Source organism: Streptomyces sp. NPDC001513, from assembly GCF_042894695.1.
GTDB lineage: Bacteria > Actinomycetota > Actinomycetes > Streptomycetales > Streptomycetaceae > Streptomyces.
In genome coordinates, this window is sequence record NZ_JBIAVU010000008.1 from 252,058 (window position 1) to 267,837 (window position 15,780).

13 protein-coding genes are annotated in these 15,780 nt (G+C 72.6%); 2 read left to right on the top strand and 11 right to left on the bottom strand.

The features are described from left to right. Positions 1-23: 23 nt before the first annotated feature. The gene (locus ACFYZ4_RS19715; RefSeq protein ID WP_390784448.1) at positions 24-1,901 is read left to right on the top strand and encodes a serine/threonine protein kinase; all 1,878 of its coding nucleotides are present in this window, start codon (positions 24-26) and stop codon (positions 1,899-1,901) included. Positions 1,902-1,967: 66 nt separating this feature from the next. Here ACFYZ4_RS19715 and gatB read toward each other — a convergent pair whose 3' ends face one another. The 11 genes from gatB to ACFYZ4_RS19770 all read right to left on the bottom strand — a co-directional run bounded on the left by gatB (position 1,968) and on the right by ACFYZ4_RS19770 (position 14,703). After that, on the bottom strand, positions 1,968-3,479 hold the full coding sequence (gene gatB, locus ACFYZ4_RS19720; RefSeq protein ID WP_390784449.1) for an Asp-tRNA(Asn)/Glu-tRNA(Gln) amidotransferase subunit GatB: 1,512 nt from the start codon (positions 3,477-3,479) through the stop codon (positions 1,968-1,970). Between the two features lie 16 nt (positions 3,480-3,495). Continuing rightward, complete coding sequence (locus ACFYZ4_RS19725) at positions 3,496-3,741, bottom strand: hypothetical protein (RefSeq protein WP_351287529.1); 246 nt, start codon at positions 3,739-3,741, stop codon at positions 3,496-3,498. Next, complete coding sequence (gene gatA / locus ACFYZ4_RS19730) at positions 3,738-5,231, bottom strand: Asp-tRNA(Asn)/Glu-tRNA(Gln) amidotransferase subunit GatA (RefSeq protein ID WP_351287528.1); 1,494 nt, start codon at positions 5,229-5,231, stop codon at positions 3,738-3,740. Before gatA ends, ACFYZ4_RS19725 begins: the two co-directional genes overlap by 4 nt. A gap of 5 nt (positions 5,232-5,236) precedes the next feature. Continuing rightward, on the bottom strand, positions 5,237-5,533 hold the full coding sequence (gene gatC, locus ACFYZ4_RS19735) for an Asp-tRNA(Asn)/Glu-tRNA(Gln) amidotransferase subunit GatC (protein ID WP_030010586.1): 297 nt from the start codon (positions 5,531-5,533) through the stop codon (positions 5,237-5,239). A gap of 284 nt (positions 5,534-5,817) precedes the next feature. After that, the gene (locus tag ACFYZ4_RS19740) at positions 5,818-7,998 is read right to left on the bottom strand and encodes an EAL domain-containing protein (RefSeq protein WP_351301577.1); all 2,181 of its coding nucleotides are present in this window, start codon (positions 7,996-7,998) and stop codon (positions 5,818-5,820) included. 407 nt (positions 7,999-8,405) lie between these two features. Then, the gene (ligA, locus tag ACFYZ4_RS19745) at positions 8,406-10,607 is read right to left on the bottom strand and encodes an NAD-dependent DNA ligase LigA (RefSeq protein ID WP_390784450.1); all 2,202 of its coding nucleotides are present in this window, start codon (positions 10,605-10,607) and stop codon (positions 8,406-8,408) included. A gap of 30 nt (positions 10,608-10,637) precedes the next feature. After that, on the bottom strand, positions 10,638-11,621 hold the full coding sequence (locus tag ACFYZ4_RS19750) for a methionine synthase (protein WP_390784451.1): 984 nt from the start codon (positions 11,619-11,621) through the stop codon (positions 10,638-10,640). Continuing rightward, positions 11,618-12,307 carry an SDR family oxidoreductase gene (locus ACFYZ4_RS19755; RefSeq protein ID WP_390784452.1) on the bottom strand — a complete coding sequence of 230 codons (690 nt, stop codon included), beginning with the start codon at positions 12,305-12,307 and terminating at the stop codon, positions 11,618-11,620. The genes ACFYZ4_RS19750 and ACFYZ4_RS19755 overlap by 4 nt, the downstream gene beginning before the upstream one ends. A gap of 43 nt (positions 12,308-12,350) precedes the next feature. Continuing rightward, on the bottom strand, positions 12,351-13,301 hold the full coding sequence (locus ACFYZ4_RS19760; RefSeq protein WP_390784453.1) for a hypothetical protein: 951 nt from the start codon (positions 13,299-13,301) through the stop codon (positions 12,351-12,353). A 2-nt stretch (positions 13,302-13,303) separates the two neighbouring features. Further along, positions 13,304-13,648: a DUF1330 domain-containing protein gene (locus ACFYZ4_RS19765; protein WP_351301592.1), complete on the bottom strand. Its 345-nt coding sequence runs from the start codon at positions 13,646-13,648 to the stop codon at positions 13,304-13,306. Positions 13,649-13,737: 89 nt separating this feature from the next. Next, positions 13,738-14,703 (bottom strand): helix-turn-helix domain-containing protein, encoded by a 966-nt coding sequence (locus tag ACFYZ4_RS19770; protein ID WP_351301595.1) that lies wholly within the window; start codon positions 14,701-14,703, stop codon positions 13,738-13,740. A 140-nt stretch (positions 14,704-14,843) separates the two neighbouring features. Between ACFYZ4_RS19770 and ACFYZ4_RS19775 the strand changes: the two genes are divergently transcribed. Then, on the top strand, positions 14,844-15,767 hold the full coding sequence (locus ACFYZ4_RS19775) for an NADP-dependent oxidoreductase (RefSeq protein WP_351301598.1): 924 nt from the start codon (positions 14,844-14,846) through the stop codon (positions 15,765-15,767). The last annotated feature ends 13 nt before the right edge of the window (positions 15,768-15,780 follow it).

Below are 15,780 nucleotides of genomic sequence, written 5' to 3' on the forward strand. Positions count from 1 at the left end.
AAACTGTGTTGAGGTGGGGGACATTGACCAGTCAGAACCTGCACATCGGACCGGACTCGGCGGCGGACCGGTACCGCCTGCTCCGGTCGATCGGGCGTGGCGGGGAGGCCGTGCTCTATCTCGCGGAGATCGAGCTCGCCGGCGGATCCGAGCCCGTGGTCGTCAAGGTGCTCGACTCCAAGACGACCATCACGCCCGACATCTTCGACCGCATCAGCCAGAAGTGGAACGAGCAGGCCGAACTGCTGCGCTTCGTCCACCGGCCCGGCGTCGTGGGCGTGCGCGAGCACTTCGAGGGTCCGCCGATCCACCGGCCCGGGGAGTCCTCGACCCTGACGGGGCGGGCGCTCGTCCTCGTGATGAACCACGTCGACGGCCTGGACCTGCGGGACTGGCGGGCCGAGCGGACGCTCGCCACCGCCGCCGAGCGGCGGGAGGTGATGCGCACGCTGGAGCAGCTGGCCGACGTACTGGACTGGCTGCACTCGGGGAAGGCCACCCCGTCCGGGCGCCAGGTCGTCCACGGCGACCTCTCCCCCGGCAATGTGATGGTCGATGCCCACGGGCAGGCCACGCTGGTGGACTTCGGCCTCAGCAAGCTGACCGCCGACCACCAGACGGCGGAGGTCTGGTTCACCCCGGGCTACGCGGCACCCGAGGTCTTCGACGGCAAGCGGACGCCGGGCACGGACCGGTACGCCTTCGGGGCGATCGCCTACTTCCTGCTGAGCGGGCAGTCGCCGCCGGCCACGCCGGAGCAGCTGGCGCACGCGCTGACGGCGCTGCCGCAGATCGCCGTGCTGGACGCCGAGCAGCGGGCGCGGATCGCCTCGATCTACGCGGCCGACCCGGGGAAGCGGCCGGTGAACCTGGCCGGCTGGATGAAGGACGTCCGCCACGCGGTGGTGTCCACGACCACCTCCACCTCGCAGCGGGCCGCCCCGGACACCCCGCCGCGCCCGGCCGCCCCGCCCCAGCCCGCGAGCCCGCCACCGATGGCGGCACCGCCCGCGTACACGCCGCCCGCGTACACGCCGCTCGCGCACGCGGCTCCGGCGGCGCCCCCGGAGCCCGCCCCGGTACCGGACCGGGTTCCGGCCCCGGAGACGGTGCCGGAGCCGGCGCCGGCGCCGACGGCCGTGCAGGAGCCGGTCCCGGCGGCCGTCCCCGCCGGGTACGGGCCGACGTACAACCTGAACCCGGCACCGGCCCCGGCCCCTGAGCCGGTGCGCCCGAAGAAGCGGCGGACCGGCCTGGTCCTGGGCTCGGTGGCCACGGTGCTGGTACTGGCCGCCCTCGCGGTGGCCGGCGTACAGCTCCTGGGCGACAAGGACAAGGACAAGAGCGGGGGCGTCAAGGCGGGCGGCTCCACCCCGAGCGCCGGGGGCGCCACCAGCGCTCCCGCCGATCCGACGCCGTCCGCCTCCCGCGCCACCCCGTCGGACCCGACGGACAGCGGGTCCGGCCCGTCGGGCAGTACGGGGCCGAGCGACCCCGGCACCGCGCCCGCGAGCAACGCGGCGGACCTGACCAACCTCCAGCCCATCGACGGGCTGAACGGCCTGCGGGTGGCGGCCGCCACGCTGAACACCAAGTCCTACGGCAGCTCCTTCGTCGCGGACTGCTCGCAGACCTCGTCCGCCGAGTTCAACCTCAACCGGGCCTGGTCCCAGCTGGAGTTCACGGCCGGCATCGCCGACAACTCGCCCGTCGAGCGGGGCCGCATCTCCGTCTCCATCGACGACCAGCCCGCCCTCTTCAACGAGGAGGTCGCCCTGGGCAAGCCGGTCTCCAAGACGGTGGAGGTCAAGGGCGCCCTGCGGCTGCGGATCCGGGTGGAGGACACCTGCGGCCTCAAGGACGGGTACGTCGTCCTCGCCAGCCCCACCCTGAAGCGCTGAGCCCGGGTACACGCAAGGGCGCCCCGCACCGGTACGGAACCGGTGCGGGGCGCCCTTCGTTCACTCTCAGCCCTCGGAGACGCCCAGGCGCTCCAGGATGAGCTCCTTGACGCGTGCCGCGTCGGCCTGGCCGCGGGTGGTCTTCATGACCGCGCCGACCAGGGCGCCGACGGCGGCGATCTTGCCGCCGCGGATCTTGTCCGCGATGGCCGCGTTGCCCGCGATGGCCTCGTCCACGGCCGCGCCGAGCGCGCCCTCGTCCGAGACGACCTTCAGGCCGCGCTTCTCGACGACCTCGTCCGGGGTGCCCTCGCCGGCGAGGACGCCTTCGAGGACCTTGCGGGCCAGCTTGTCGTTGAGCGAACCGTCCGCGACCAGGGCCGCGACCCGGGCCACCTGGACCGGGGTGATCGGCAGCTCGTCGACCACGACGCCCTGCTCGTTGGCGTTGCGGGCCAGCTCGCCCATCCACCACTTGCGCGCGGCGGCCGAGTCGGCACCCGCCTCGATGGTGGCGACGATGGAGTCCACGGCGCCCGCGTTGAGGATCGACTGCATGTCGTGCTCGGTGACGTCCCACTCCTCGCGGAGCCGGTTGCGGCGCACGCGCGGCATCTCGGGCAGGCCGCCGCGCAGCTCCTCGACCCAGTCGCGGGCCGGGGCCACGGGCACCAGGTCGGGCTCCGGGAAGTACCGGTAGTCCTCGGCGTTGTCCTTGATGCGGCCGGCCGTGGTGGAGCCGTCCTCCTCGTGGAAGTGCCGGGTCTCCTGCACGATCGAGCCGCCGGAGGTCAGCACGGCCGCGTGGCGCTGGATCTCGAAGCGCGCGGCGCGCTCGACGGAGCGCAGCGAGTTGACGTTCTTCGTCTCGCTGCGGGTGCCGAACTCGGACTCGGGGGTCGGGCGCAGCGACAGGTTCACGTCGCAGCGCATCTGGCCCTTGTCCATGCGGGCCTCGGAGACGCCGAGCGCCTTGATGACCTCGCGCAGCTCGGCGACGTACGCCTTGGCGACCTCGGGGGCCCGCTCGCCCGCGCCCTCGATCGGCTTGGTGACGATCTCGATGAGCGGGATGCCGGCGCGGTTGTAGTCGAGCAGGGAGTGGGACGCGCCGTGGATACGGCCGGTGGCGCCGCCGACGTGCAGCGACTTGCCGGTGTCCTCCTCCATGTGGGCGCGCTCGATCTCCACGCGGAAGATCTCCCCGTCCTCCAGCTGGACGTCCAGGAAGCCGTTGAAGGCGATGGGCTCGTCGTACTGGGAGGTCTGGAAGTTCTTCGGCATGTCCGGATAGAAGTAGTTCTTCCGGGCGAAGCGGCACCACTCGGCGATCTCGCAGTTCAGCGCGAGACCGATCTTGATGGCGGACTCGATGCCGATCGCGTTGACGACCGGGAGCGAGCCGGGCAGGCCGAGGCAGGTGGGGCACGTCTGCGAGTTGGGCTCGGCGCCCAGCTCCGTGGAGCAGCCGCAGAACATCTTCGTCTTGGTGCCGAGCTCGACATGGACCTCAAGGCCCATGACGGGGTCGAACGAGGCGAGAGCGTCCTCGTACGACAGCAGTTCGGTGAAGGTCACGGTGAAACTTTCCCTCTCAGCCCAGCAGGACGTCGTCGTCGCCCAGGCGCTTCAGCTCGCGGTACAGGATCGCGAGGCCGGTGACGATGGCGGCGGCGGACACGGCGGCGTCGATCAGCTTGAGCGTGTCGTGCTCGCTGCGGGCCTTCTTGACCTGCTTGATCACGCTCAGGGCGCCGAAGGCGGTGGTGCCGATCGACAGGTAGGTCCCGGTCTTGGACTTCTTGAAGCCCTTGGCCTTGGACAGTGCACTGGTGCTCACAGCGACGGTGCCTCCTCAAGCAGCGGGTGACCCCAACGCGCGACGAAGGCGGCCTCGACGGCGGCACCGACCTTGTAGAGCCGGTCGTCCTTCATCGCCGGGGCGATGATCTGCAGCCCGACCGGGAGACCGTCCTCCGGTGCCAGGCCGCAGGGGAGCGACATGGCGGAGTTGCCGGCCAGGTTGGTCGGGATGGTGCACAGGTCCGCGAGGTACATCGCCAGCGGGTCGTCGGTGCGCTCACCGATCGGGAAGGCGGTGGTCGGGGTCGTCGGGGAGACGATCACGTCGACCTGCTCGAAGGACTTCTCGAAGTCCTGCGAGATGAGGGTGCGGACCTTCTGGGCGGAGCCGTAGTACGCGTCGTAGTAGCCGGAGCTGAGCGCGTACGTGCCGAGGATGATGCGGCGCTTGACCTCGTCGCCGAAGCCGGCTTCGCGGGTCAGGGCGGTGACGTCCTCGGCGGACTTGGTGCCGTCGTCGCCGACGCGCAGGCCGTAGCGCATGGCGTCGAAGCGGGCCAGGTTCGAGGAGCACTCGGACGGCGCGATCAGATAGTACGCGGCCATCGCGAGGTCGAAGGACGGGCAGTCCAGCTCGACGATCTCGGCGCCGAGCTCCTTGAGGAGCTCCACCGACTCGTTGAAGCGCTGGACGACGCCGGCCTGGTAGCCCTCGCCGGCGAACTGCTTGACCACACCGACGCGCATGCCGGCGACCGAGCCGTTGCGGGCTGCCTCGACGACCGGCGGGACCGGGGCGTCGATGGAGGTGGAGTCCATCGGGTCGTGGCCCGCGATGACCTCGTGCAGGAGCGCCGCGTCCAGGACCGTACGGGCGCAGGGCCCGCCCTGGTCGAGGGAGGACGAGAAGGCGACCATGCCGTAGCGGGAGACGCCGCCGTACGTGGGCTTCACGCCGACCGTGCCGGTGACGGCGGCGGGCTGGCGGATGGAGCCGCCGGTGTCCGTGCCGATGGCCAGCGGGGCCTGGAAGGCGGCGAGGGCGGCCGCGGAGCCGCCGCCGGAGCCGCCGGGGATCCGGGTGAGGTCCCAGGGGTTGCCGGTGGGGCCGTAGGCGCTGTTCTCGGTGGAGGACCCCATGGCGAACTCGTCCATGTTGGTCTTGCCGAGGATGACGACGTCGGCTTCCTTCAGCTTGCGCGTCAGGGTGGCGTCGTAGGGCGGGATCCAGCCTTCGAGGATCTTCGAACCGACGGTGGTCGGGACCCCGACGGTGGTGAAGATGTCCTTGAGGGCGAGCGGGACGCCGGCCAGCGGGCCGAGCTTCTCGCCGCGCTCGCGCTTGGCGTCGACGGCGCGGGCCTGCGCGAGGGCGCCCTCGCGGTCCACGTGCAGGAAGGCGTTGACCTTCTCGTCGGTGGCGTCGATGCGGGCCAGGTGGGCCTCGGTCACCTCGACGGCCGTGAGCTCGCCGGAGGCGATCTTCTCGGCGGTCTCGGCGGCCGTGAGCTTGATGATGTCGACCATGGCTGTTAGTCCTCCCCCAGGATCTGCGGCACCTTGAAACGCTGCTGCTCCTGGGCGGGAGCACCGGAGAGCGCCTGCTCGGGGGTGAGCGACGGACGGACCTCGTCCGCGCGCATGACGTTCGTCAGCGGCAGCGGGTGGGAGGTCGGCGGGACGTCTTGGTCGGCGACCTCGGAAACGCGGGCGACCGCGCCGATGATGTCGCCGAGCTGTCCGGCGAAGTGATCCAGCTCGTTGCTGGACAGCTCAAGGCGCGCCAGCCGAGCGAGGTGGACGACCTCCTCGCGCGTAATGCCAGGCATGCAGCGATCCTCTGGGGGTGGGCGGATGTTTGGTTTCGGACCCAATCCTATGGGGCCCGGCGCCCGGCCTGCGAAACGGTTTGGCCCGATGCCTGCACGGGGCCGCCGCGGGTCCGCTGCCCGAGCCGCTGCGCGGAGCCTCCCGGGCGCCGCCCGACCCCTCCCCCGGACTTCGTCCGGGGGGACCCCCACTCGATCGCCGGCGCGGCTCAAAGACCGGGGCTCCGCCCCGCAGCCCGCTCCTCAAACGCCGGAGGGGCTGGATGGTGCCGGGCCGACTGCGGTCAGACCGCTTCGGCCTCGGCCGCGGCGAGTTCCGCCGAGATGTCGGCCGGGCGGCGCCAGCCGCGTTCGCCGCGGGCCAGCAGCCAGGCGGTGGCCTCCTGCGGCGGCATCGCGGCGGCGACCAGCCAGCCCTGCACCGCGTCGCAGCCCAGGTCCCGCAGCCGCTCCCACGTCTCGTCGTCCTCCACGCCCTCGGCGACGACCAGCAGGCCGAGCGAGTGCGCGAGGTCCACGGTGCAGCGGACGATCTCCGCGTCCTGGGCGTCGACCGCCAGCCGGCCCACGAAGGAGCGGTCGATCTTCAGCTCACTGACCGGCAGCCGCCGCAGGTGGACCAGCGAGGAGTAGCCGGTGCCGAAGTCGTCCAGGGACATCTTCACGCCGTGGCCGGTGAGCCCGGCCATGGTGTCGGCGGCCCGCTGGGGGTCCTCCAGCAGGACGTGTTCCGTTATCTCCAGCTGGAGCCCGCTCGCCGGGACCCCGTGGCGGGCCAGTCGCGCGGCCACCGCACCCGCGAAGCCCGGGGTGTGGACGTCGCGCGGCGAGACGTTGACGGCCACCGGGACCTTCAGTCCCTGGGCCCGCCACCGTGCCACCTGGGCGAGGGCCGTCTCCAGGACATACTCCGTCAGGTGCGGCATCAGCCCGGAGGTCTCGGCGATCGCGATGAACTCGTCCGGGGACACCCGCCCGCGTTCCGGGTGGACCCAGCGGACCAGGGCTTCGAGCCCGGCCACCTGGCCGTCGAAGCGGACCTTCGGCTGGTAGTGGAGTTCCACTTCGCCGGCGTCCAGGGCCCTGCGGAGGTCGCCGAGGAGGCCCAGGCGGTCGGGGGTGTTGCTGTCCCGCTTGGACTCGTACACCTCCACGCCCGTCCGGTCGCGCTTCGCCTGGTACATCGCCACGTCCGCGCGCCGCAGCAGGCCCTCCGCGTCCAGCGCGTGGTCGGGGAAGACGGCGAGGCCGGCGCTGGCCTCCAGGACGAGGGTGAGACCGTCCAGGTCGAGGGGGGAGCTGAGCTCCGCGACCAGGTGGCGGGCGACGCGCTGGGCGCTCGTGGTGGAGTCGGTGACGGGGAGCAGCACGGCGAACTCGTCGCCGCCGAGCCGGGCCGCCTCGGCGTCCTCGGGCAGGGCCTGGCGCAGCCGGTCGGCGATCTGGAGGAGCAGCCGGTCGCCCGCGAGGTGGCCGAGGGTGTCGTTGACCGCCCGGAAGCGGTCCAGGTCGATCAGCACGAGAGCTGCCCGGGTGCCCAAACGTTCAGCCTCGTCCAGGGCGGACCAGGCGCGCTCCAGCAGCCACTGCCGGTTCGGGAGCCCGGTCAGCGGGTCCCGCAGCTGTTCCTCGGCGCGCGCCCGGGCGATCCACAGGGTGGAGTCCAGCGCGATCAGCGGTACGGCGAACAGCGGCAGCAGGACCGGCTGGGTGACCGCGACGACGCAGATCAGGGGGGCGATGCCGAGCAGTGCGACCGCGACTAAGGCCTGCCGGAGCAGGGCGGTGCGGGCGACGGTGGGCAGGCCGCCGCCGCGCGGGGCGAGCGCGATCCAGAGCAGGACCCGGGTGACGAGCAGGTAGGCGACGGCGACGAGGACCACCTCGGGGACCGCCTCCAGCGCCCAGGTGGTCGGCAGCCAGGGGGTCTCGACGGAGGGGTCCACCCCGAAGGCGGCGAGGACGAGGGCCCCGGCGCCGATGCCGAGGATGTCCACGGAGCCGTGCAGCAGTCCCTGCCGCCAGCGGTGCCGGCGGGCGGCTCCGACCAGGGAGACCACCGCCAGCGAGACCAGGCCGGCGGGTACCCACCCGTAGAGGAGGAGCACGCCGAGGGTGAGCGCGGCGCCGGATCCGGTGCCGCCCCACCAGCGGTCCCGGCCCAGGGCGACCAGGTGGCCGACGATGATGCCGGTGAGCAGGGCCAGCGCCCAGCCGACCGTGCCGCCGGGGAACAGTGCGTGACGGCCGGTCAGCGCGGACGCGATGCCGGCGCCGAGTGCCACGACCGAGAGGCCCACGACCAGGAAGGGCAGCACGCCGCGCCGCTCCTGTCCGCCCGCGTCGGTGTCGATCGGTCGGGTCTCCGGCGTCCTGGCACCCAGGACACCGAGCCTGCCCGCCCGCATGGACGGGAGTTCCCCGCCGAATTCAGGTGACGGGTCGGCGCTTTCGGTGGGTTTCATGCCCGTACCTCTCACAGCCGGCGATGCCGATGTCACGCGATGGCCCCGATGTCATGCCACCACGGCCGGATCGCATCCTGCAGCCGTGCACGACAGGCGCACCCCTCAACAGTAGGACGCGGGAGGCTCCCAGGGGCAGCGGTCGGCAGTGGTTGCCCGAATGCGACCCAGCCATCCTCATCAGTACGGTATCCGCCGAACGGGTGAGTTTGGACCAGGACCCCCACGTCACCCATCCGATGATCCGACAGGTCACCGCCCTGCGACCAGCCTTGTACCAGCCGTTTACCACCGGCTGCCGCGCCTGGCGTGCGCCCGCCCGTACGGCCGCACGCCACGCATCCGTTCGCCTTCGCTACTCCCCCTCGGCGATTCCCCTCACGGGCTTTCCCCGGTACTACCCGGTATTACTCCCCTTCGCCCTCGCCGTCCACCGGGAGGGCGGCCTCCCGCGCCGCGTCCGGGCCCTGCTCCAGCAGCACGGCGAAACCGGCGTCGTCGAGGATGGACAGCTTCAACTGCACGGCCTTGTCGTACTTGGAGCCCGGGTTGTCGCCGACGACGACGAACGAGGTCTTCTTCGACACGGAGCCGGTGACCTTGGCGCCGCGGATCTGGAGGGCCTCTTTCGCGCCGTCCCGCGTGTGGCTCTGCAAAGTGCCGGTGACGACGACGGTCAGTCCCTCCAGCGGCCGGGGCCCCTCCTCCTCGGCGGAACCTTCCTCCTCCATCCGTACCCCGGCCTCCCGCCACTTGCGCAGGATCTCCTGGTGCCAGTCGACGGCGAACCACTCCTTGAGGGAGGCGGCGATGATCGCCCCGACCCCGTCGGTGGCGGTCAGTTCCTCCTCGGTGGCCTGCTCGATGCGCTCGATCGAGCGGAACTCGCGGGCGAGGGCCTCCGCCGCGACCGGGCCGACGTGACGGATCGACAGGCCGTTGATGACGCGGGCGAGCGGGCGCTCCTTGGCGGCGGCGATGTGCTCCAGCATCGCCAGGGCGTTCTTCTTCGGCTCGCCCTTCTGGTTGGCGAAGACCGTGACGATCTTCTCCTCGCCGGTCTTCGGGTCCCGCTTGGGCAGCCCGCTGTCCGGGTCCAGGACGTACGCCTTGATGGGCAGCAGCTGCTCGATGGTCAGGCCGAAGAGGTCGCCCTCGTCGAGCAGCGGCGGCCGGGCCGGCTCCAGCGGGGCGGTCAGCGCGGCCGCGGCCACCATGCCGAAGTTCTCGATGTCCAGGGACTGCCGGCCGCCCAGGTAGAAGAGGCGCTCGCGCAGCTGGGCGGGGCAGGTCTGGGCGTTGGGGCACCGGACGTCGATGTCCCCCTCCTTCATGGGCCGCAGCTCCGTCCCGCACGCGGGGCACTCGGCCGGCATCACGAACTCCCGCTCGCTGCCGTCCCGCAGGTCCACCACCGGCCCGAGGATCTCGGGGATGACGTCGCCCGCCTTGCGCAGCACGACGGTGTCCCCGATGAGGACGCCCTTGGCCTTGACGACCTCCTGGTTGTGCAGGGTGGCGAACTCGACCTCCGAGCCCGCCACCGTCACCGGCTCCACCTGCGCGTACGGGGTGACGCGCCCGGTGCGGCCGACGCCGACCTTGATGTCGATCAGCTTGGTGTTGACCTCTTCGGGGGCGTACTTCCAGGCGATCGCCCAGCGCGGGGCGCGCGCGGTGGAGCCGAGCCGCCCCTGGAGGGCGATCTCGTCGAGCTTGACGACCACGCCGTCGATCTCGTGCTCCACCGAGTGCCGGTTCTCGCCGAACTCCGCGATGAACGCGCGGACCTCGGCGAGGGAGGCGACCACCCTGTTGTGCCGGGCGGTCGGCAGGCCCCACTCGCGCAGCAGCTCGTACGCCTGCGACTGGCGCTCGATCTCGAAGCCCTGGCGGGCGCCGATGCCGTGGACGACCATGTGCAGCGGGCGGCTCGCGGTGACCTTCGGGTCCTTCTGCCGCAGCGAACCGGCCGCGGCGTTGCGCGGGTTGGCGAAGGGCTTGCCCTCCGCCTCCACGAGCCGGGCGTTGAGCTCCTCGAACTTCTCCATCGGGAAGTAGACCTCGCCGCGGATCTCGACGAGGGCCGGGATCCGGTCGCCCTTGAGGCGGTCCGGGATCTCGGCGATGGTGCGGACGTTGGGCGTGATGTCCTCACCGGTGCGGCCGTCGCCGCGGGTGGCGGCACGGGTGAGCCGGCCGTTCTCGTAGGTGAGGTTGACGGCGAGGCCGTCCACCTTCAGCTCGCACAGGTAGTGGTAGTCCGAGGTGTTCACGTCCCGGGCCACCCGCTCGGCCCAGGCGGCCAGTTCCTCGTCGTCGAAGGCGTTGTCGAGGGAGAGCATGCGCTCCCGGTGCTCGACGGAGGCGAAGTCCGTCTCGTACGCCCCGGCCACCTTCTGGGTGGGCGAGTCGGGCGTGCGCAGCTCGGGGTACTGCTCCTCCAGCGCCTCCAGCGAGCGCAGCAGCTTGTCGAACTCGGCGTCGCTGACGACCGGCTGGTCGTTCACGTAGTACCGGAAGCGGTGCTCCTCGATCTGCTCGGCGAGCAGCTGGTGCTGCTCACGCACCGCCGCCGGTACTGCCGTGTCCTGCTGTTCGGCTGCCATGCCGTGTCCTCCCGTGCCCCGTCTCGACCGTCACTCAGGGTTGTCGGCGAGCGACCTCGCCGCCCTGACGCAATGCGCCTGCACCGCGCGGGCGTAGGCGGGCGAGGCGCCCGCCAGACCGCACGACGGAGTGACCACCACGGACTCCGCCAGAGTCCCCGGGGCCAGCCCCAGCCTGCGCCAAAGCTTCCTGACACCCATGACGCTACCGGCAGGGTCCGACAACGGGCCGTCCGTGCCCGGCACCACTCCGGCGAAGAGTTTCGCACCGCCTTCGACGGCCTCCCCGATGGCGTCATCCTCGCGCTCGGTGAGCAGCGAGAAATCGAACGACACGCCTGCGGCCCCGGCCCGGCGCAGCAGGCCGAAGGGGACCTCGGGCGCGCAGGAGTGCACGATCACGTCCCCGTCGTGCACGGCGAAGAGTTCGCGCAGCGTGCCCTCGACGACCTGCCGGTCGACGGCGCGGTAGGTGCGGTAGCCGCTCGCGGAGCGGACCCGGCCGAGGAGCACGGCCGTCAGGGACGGCTCGTCGAACTGCAGCACGACCTCGGCGCCGGGGATCCGCTTGCGTACGTCGGCCAGGTGCTCCCGCAGCCCCTCGGCCAGGGATCCGGCCAGGTCGCGGCAGGCCCCCGGGTCCTGGAGCATGGCCTCGCCGCCGTGCAGTTCCAGGGCGCCGGCCAGCGTCCACGGCCCGACGGCCTGGACCTTGAGCTTCCCCGTGTACCCCTGGGTGAACTCCTCCAGGGCGTCGAGGTCCTCGCCGAGCCAGGACCGGGCCCGCTTCGAGTCCCGTCCGGGGCGGTCGCTGATCCGCCAGCCGCTGGGCTCGACGTGCGCGTACATGTCGACGAGCAGTCCGAGGGAACGGCCGATCATGTCGGCGCCGGGTCCCCGGGCGGGCAGCTCGGGGAGGTACGGGTACTCCTCGAAGGACCCGGTGACGGTCTTCGCGGCCTCGCGGGCGTCGCCGCCGGGCAGCGAACCGACGCCGGTGGCGCTCGCGGTCACCGGCCCGGCCTGACGCTCAGGTCGTTGACCTCGGCGTCGCGCGGCAGGTCGACGGCCATGACGATGGTGGTCGCCACCGACTCGGGGTCGATCCAGTCGGCCGGGTCGTACTCCTTGCCCTCCTGGGAGCGCACCTTGGCCTGCATGGGGCTGGCGGTCCGCCCCGGGTACACGGAGGTGACGCGGACCCCGTGGGGCTTCTCCTCCTCGCGCAGTGAGTCGGCGAGGGCCTTCAGCCCGTGCTTGGAGGCGGCGTACGCGCTCCAGTCGGCGTGGGCGGTCAGGCCGGCGCCGGAGTTCACGAAGACGATGGTGGCCTTGGAGGCGCGCAGGGTGGGCAGCAGCAGCCGGGTGACCTCGGCGGGCGCGATCAGGTTCACGTTGAGCTGCTGGTGCCAGGTCTTGGGGCGGAGCTCACCGACCGGTCCGAGGTCCACGATCCCGGCGACGTGCAGCAGGGAGTCGATGCGCTCGGGGATCGCCTGCTTGGAGAAGGCCCACGAGAGCCGATCGGGGTCGGCGAGGTCGCCCACGAGGACGCGCGCCCCGGGGTACCGCTCGACGAGCTGCTTGCCGCGGCCGGCGTCGCGGGCGAGGAGGACGAGGTCGTCGCCACGGGCGTGCAGGCGGGCCGCGACGGCCGCGCCGATGCCGGATCCGGCACCGGTGATCATGTGAGTAGCCATACCGCCCATGCTCGCACCCCTGGACCCGCCGTCGGCCCGGAGGTCAGAGACCCGTGGCCGCCGCGTGGGCCCGTTCCACGGCGGCGCGCGCGGCGGCCGCCTGCTCCGCCGTGACGGCGGGGGCGAAGCCCTGGCCGATCACGGCGTGCGGGAGCGCCGCGACGAGCCGGGCCCGTACGTCGCCCCGCGGCCCAGCCCACCGCTCCAGGGCCTGGTCGCGTACGTCGGCCAGCGCGGCGGCGCGGTCCGGCGCGGGCGGGGCGAAGCGGCCGCCGCAGGCCCGCTCGTGCTCGGCCCAGCGGTCCTCCCAGAACTCCACCGTCCAGCCGGGCCAGCGGGAGGCAGGGGTACGGCCGCGGGCGCGGGCCGTGTTCAGCCACCAGCCGACCCGGCGCCGCTCGGGATCCACGTGGATGCCGGCGTCCGCCCGCAGCCGGTGGCTCCCGTGGTCCGGGGCGTCCCGGAGCCGCTCCAGCAGGGCGGGCCCCTCCTCGACGGGGTGGTCGTTGATGTCGGCGAGCACGTGACAGCGGTCCGCGCCGATGGTGACCACGGCGACCAGCGGGTCGGCTTCGTCCAGCACCTCGTCGTCCGGCTCCAGTGCGGGACCGGGGTACACGGCGGTGTCCGCCTCTTCCGGATCGAGCCCGAGGTGGGCGCGCAGCCCGCTCTGGCCGTCGTAGAGCCAGCGCACCTCCCATCCCGGCCAGGCGCACCGCAGCAGCTCCAGGGTGGCGGCCCGGGTGCGCTGGGAGGCGATGGCCCCCTCCCGCGCGAAGACCAGCAGGAGCCGGCGGGCCTCGTCGGCGAGGACGCCCGCCTCGACCATGTCGTCGGGGTACCAGTCGTCCTCCCGAGCATGGCCGCGCAGGTACGGGAGCGCCGCCCCGGGCCCGGCCAGCAGGTCGAGGTCCAGGTCCACGGCGCCGTGGGAGGAGCGGTGACGGGGACGGCCCCGGGAGCCCGAGAGGACGAAGACGGCCCGGTTGCCCATCGTCAGAGCCCTGCGGCTGCGCGCAGGCCCGCGGCTGTCTTCGAGGCGTCGTAGTCGGCGGGGACGCCCTCGACGAGGATGACCTCGCCCGCCATGTGGCGGGTGCGCAGCGGGAGGATGGCCCGGTAGGCGTCGGAGGCGTACCAGGCGCGGGCCCGCTCGATGTCCGGGAAGCCGATCACGACGACGGTGCCGGGGAAGGGGCCCTCCAGGACCTCGACCTCCTTGCCGTGCACGAGGAAGCGGCCCTCGAAGGGGTCCATGGTCGACTGGATCCGCTCGATGTACTCGAGGATGTCCTCGTTCATCGTCTCGGGGCGGATGTGGGCGATGGCGTACGCGGTCATGGTCTGCTCCCCTGTCCACCGGCCCGTCGGTCCGGACCCGTTGATCCGATCCTGTCAGGGCGCGGCCGCCGCGGCGATTACCTCCCGGGTCATGCCTCCGCGGGCTGGAAGGTGCGCCGGTAGGCGATCGGGGAGATGCCGAGGGCGGCACGCATGTGCTGGCGCAGGGAGTTGGCGGAGCCGAAGCCGGAACGGTGGGCGACCAGGTCGACCGGCAGGTCGCTGGACTCCAGCAAGTGGCGGGCCACTTCGAGGCGTTGGGCGGTCAGCCACTGCACCGGGGTCATGCCGACCTCGTCGCGGAAGCGCCGGGTGAAGGTGCGCAGGCTCATCCGGGCGTGGGCGGCCAGTTCGGCGAGGGTGACCGGTTCGGCGAGGCGTTCCAGGGCCCAGGCGCGGGTGGCGGTGGTGGTGGCCACGGTGGGTTCGGGGACGGGCCGGTCGATGTACTGGGCCTGCCCGCCGTCGCGCCACGGCGGTACGACGCACAGGCGCGCGGCCCGGTTGGCCACGGCCGTGCCGTGGTCCTGGCGGATCATGTAGAGGCAGAGGTCGACGCCGGCGGCCACGCCCGCCGAGGTGAGGATGTCGCCGTCGTCGACGAAGAGCACCTCCTCGTCGAGCCGGACGCGCGGGAAGCCGCGCTGGAACTCGGGGGCGTGCACCCAGTGCGTGGTGGCGGGCCGGCCGTCGAGCAGCCCGGCGGCGGCGAGGACGTACGAGCCGGTGCAGAGGGAGACCAGCCGGGTGCCGGGCCTGATCGCGGCGAGGGCGTCGACCAGGGCCTGCGGCAGGGGCGAGCCGTGGGCGAGCTCGTCCATGGCGTGCGTGGGCGTGATGATCACGGTGTCGGCCGCGGCGAGGGCCTCGGCGCCCGCCGTGACGCCCACGGTGAAGCCCGCGTCGCTGGTCACGGGCCGGCCGTCGGCGGTGCAGACGGTGAGCTCGTAGAGCGGGTTCCCGGCCTCGTCGAGGGCGTTGCCGAAGACCCGGGAGGGGATCCCGAGCTCGAACGGGGGGACGCCTTCGAGGGCCAGTACGGCGATCCTGTGCATGGCCAGATCCTGTCACATGGTGGCCGTACGGCCAATACCACGAGGGTGCCGCGGAGCCGAAGCTGGTGCGGCAGCAGCACGAGAACGCACGAATCCCGTGCATCACACGAAATCACGCGAATCGCATCCGAGGAGAAACCATGCGCGCCATCGTCGTCAGCCAGTGGGGCGGGCCCGAGGTCCTGACCGAGACCGAGCTGGACCGGCCCGAGCCGGGCCTGGGCGAGATCCTGGTACGGGTCCACGCCGCCGGGGTGAACCCTGTCGACTGGAAGACCCGCGAGAGCGGCGCCCTGATCCCGTGGGGGCCGGTCCCGATGGTCGGCTGGGACGTCTCGGGCACGGTCGAGGCCGTCGGGCCGGGCGTGACCCTGTACCGGGCGGGCGACGAGGTGTACGGCATGCCCCGCTTCCCGCAGCAGGCCGGCGGGTACGCCGAGTACGTGACCGCCCCCGCCCGGCACTTCGCCCGCAAGCCGGCCTCCCTCGACCACGTGCAGGCGGCCGCGCTGCCGCTGGCGGCGCTGACCGCCTGGCAGGCGCTGGTGGACACGGCCGGGGTCGCGGCCGGGCAGCGGGTGCTCGTGCACGCGGCGGCCGGCGGGGTCGGGCACCTGGCGGTGCAGATCGCCAAGGCCCGCGGCGCGTACGTGATCGGCACGGCGAGCGCGGGCAAGCACGCGCTGCTGCGCGAGCTCGGCGCCGACGAGGTGATCGACTACCGCAGCACGGAGTTCGAGGACGTCGTCTCCGGCGTGGACGTCGTGGTCGACGCCATCGGCGGGGACTACACGCGGCGCTCCCTGAAGGTGCTCAAGCCGGGCGGGCACCTGGTGACCCTGCCGGGCCCGGACGGCATCCCCGCGGACACGGAGGGCGTGCACGCCTCCTGGGTCCTCGTGGAGCCCGACCTGCAGGGCCTGCGGGAGATCGCGGCCCTGGCCGATCAGGGCCTGCTGAAGCCGCTGGTCGACACGGTGCTGCCGCTGGAGCAGGCCGCGAAGGCCCACGAGATCGGCGAACTGGGCCGCACCACCGGCAAGATCGTCCTGACGGTCGCCTGAGCGGCACGGCCCA

Bases quoted from the DNA above. Each gene is read 5' to 3' on its own strand.
- gatA (WP_351287528.1), bottom strand. From the start codon at position 5,231: ATGGTCGACATCATCAAGCTCACGGCCGCCGAGACCGCCGAGAAGATC.
- gatC (WP_030010586.1), bottom strand. From the start codon at position 5,533: ATGCCTGGCATTACGCGCGAGGAGGTCGTCCACCTCGCTCGGCTGGCG.
- ACFYZ4_RS19740 (WP_351301577.1), bottom strand. From the start codon at position 7,998: ATGAAACCCACCGAAAGCGCCGACCCGTCACCTGAATTCGGCGGGGAA.
- ligA (WP_390784450.1), bottom strand. From the start codon at position 10,607: ATGGCAGCCGAACAGCAGGACACGGCAGTACCGGCGGCGGTGCGTGAG.
- ACFYZ4_RS19755 (WP_390784452.1), bottom strand. From the start codon at position 12,307: ATGGCTACTCACATGATCACCGGTGCCGGATCCGGCATCGGCGCGGCC.
- ACFYZ4_RS19760 (WP_390784453.1), bottom strand. From the start codon at position 13,301: ATGGGCAACCGGGCCGTCTTCGTCCTCTCGGGCTCCCGGGGCCGTCCC.
- ACFYZ4_RS19765 (WP_351301592.1), bottom strand. From the start codon at position 13,648: ATGACCGCGTACGCCATCGCCCACATCCGCCCCGAGACGATGAACGAG.
- ACFYZ4_RS19770 (WP_351301595.1), bottom strand. From the start codon at position 14,703: ATGCACAGGATCGCCGTACTGGCCCTCGAAGGCGTCCCCCCGTTCGAG.
- ACFYZ4_RS19775 (WP_351301598.1), top strand. From the start codon at position 14,844: ATGCGCGCCATCGTCGTCAGCCAGTGGGGCGGGCCCGAGGTCCTGACC.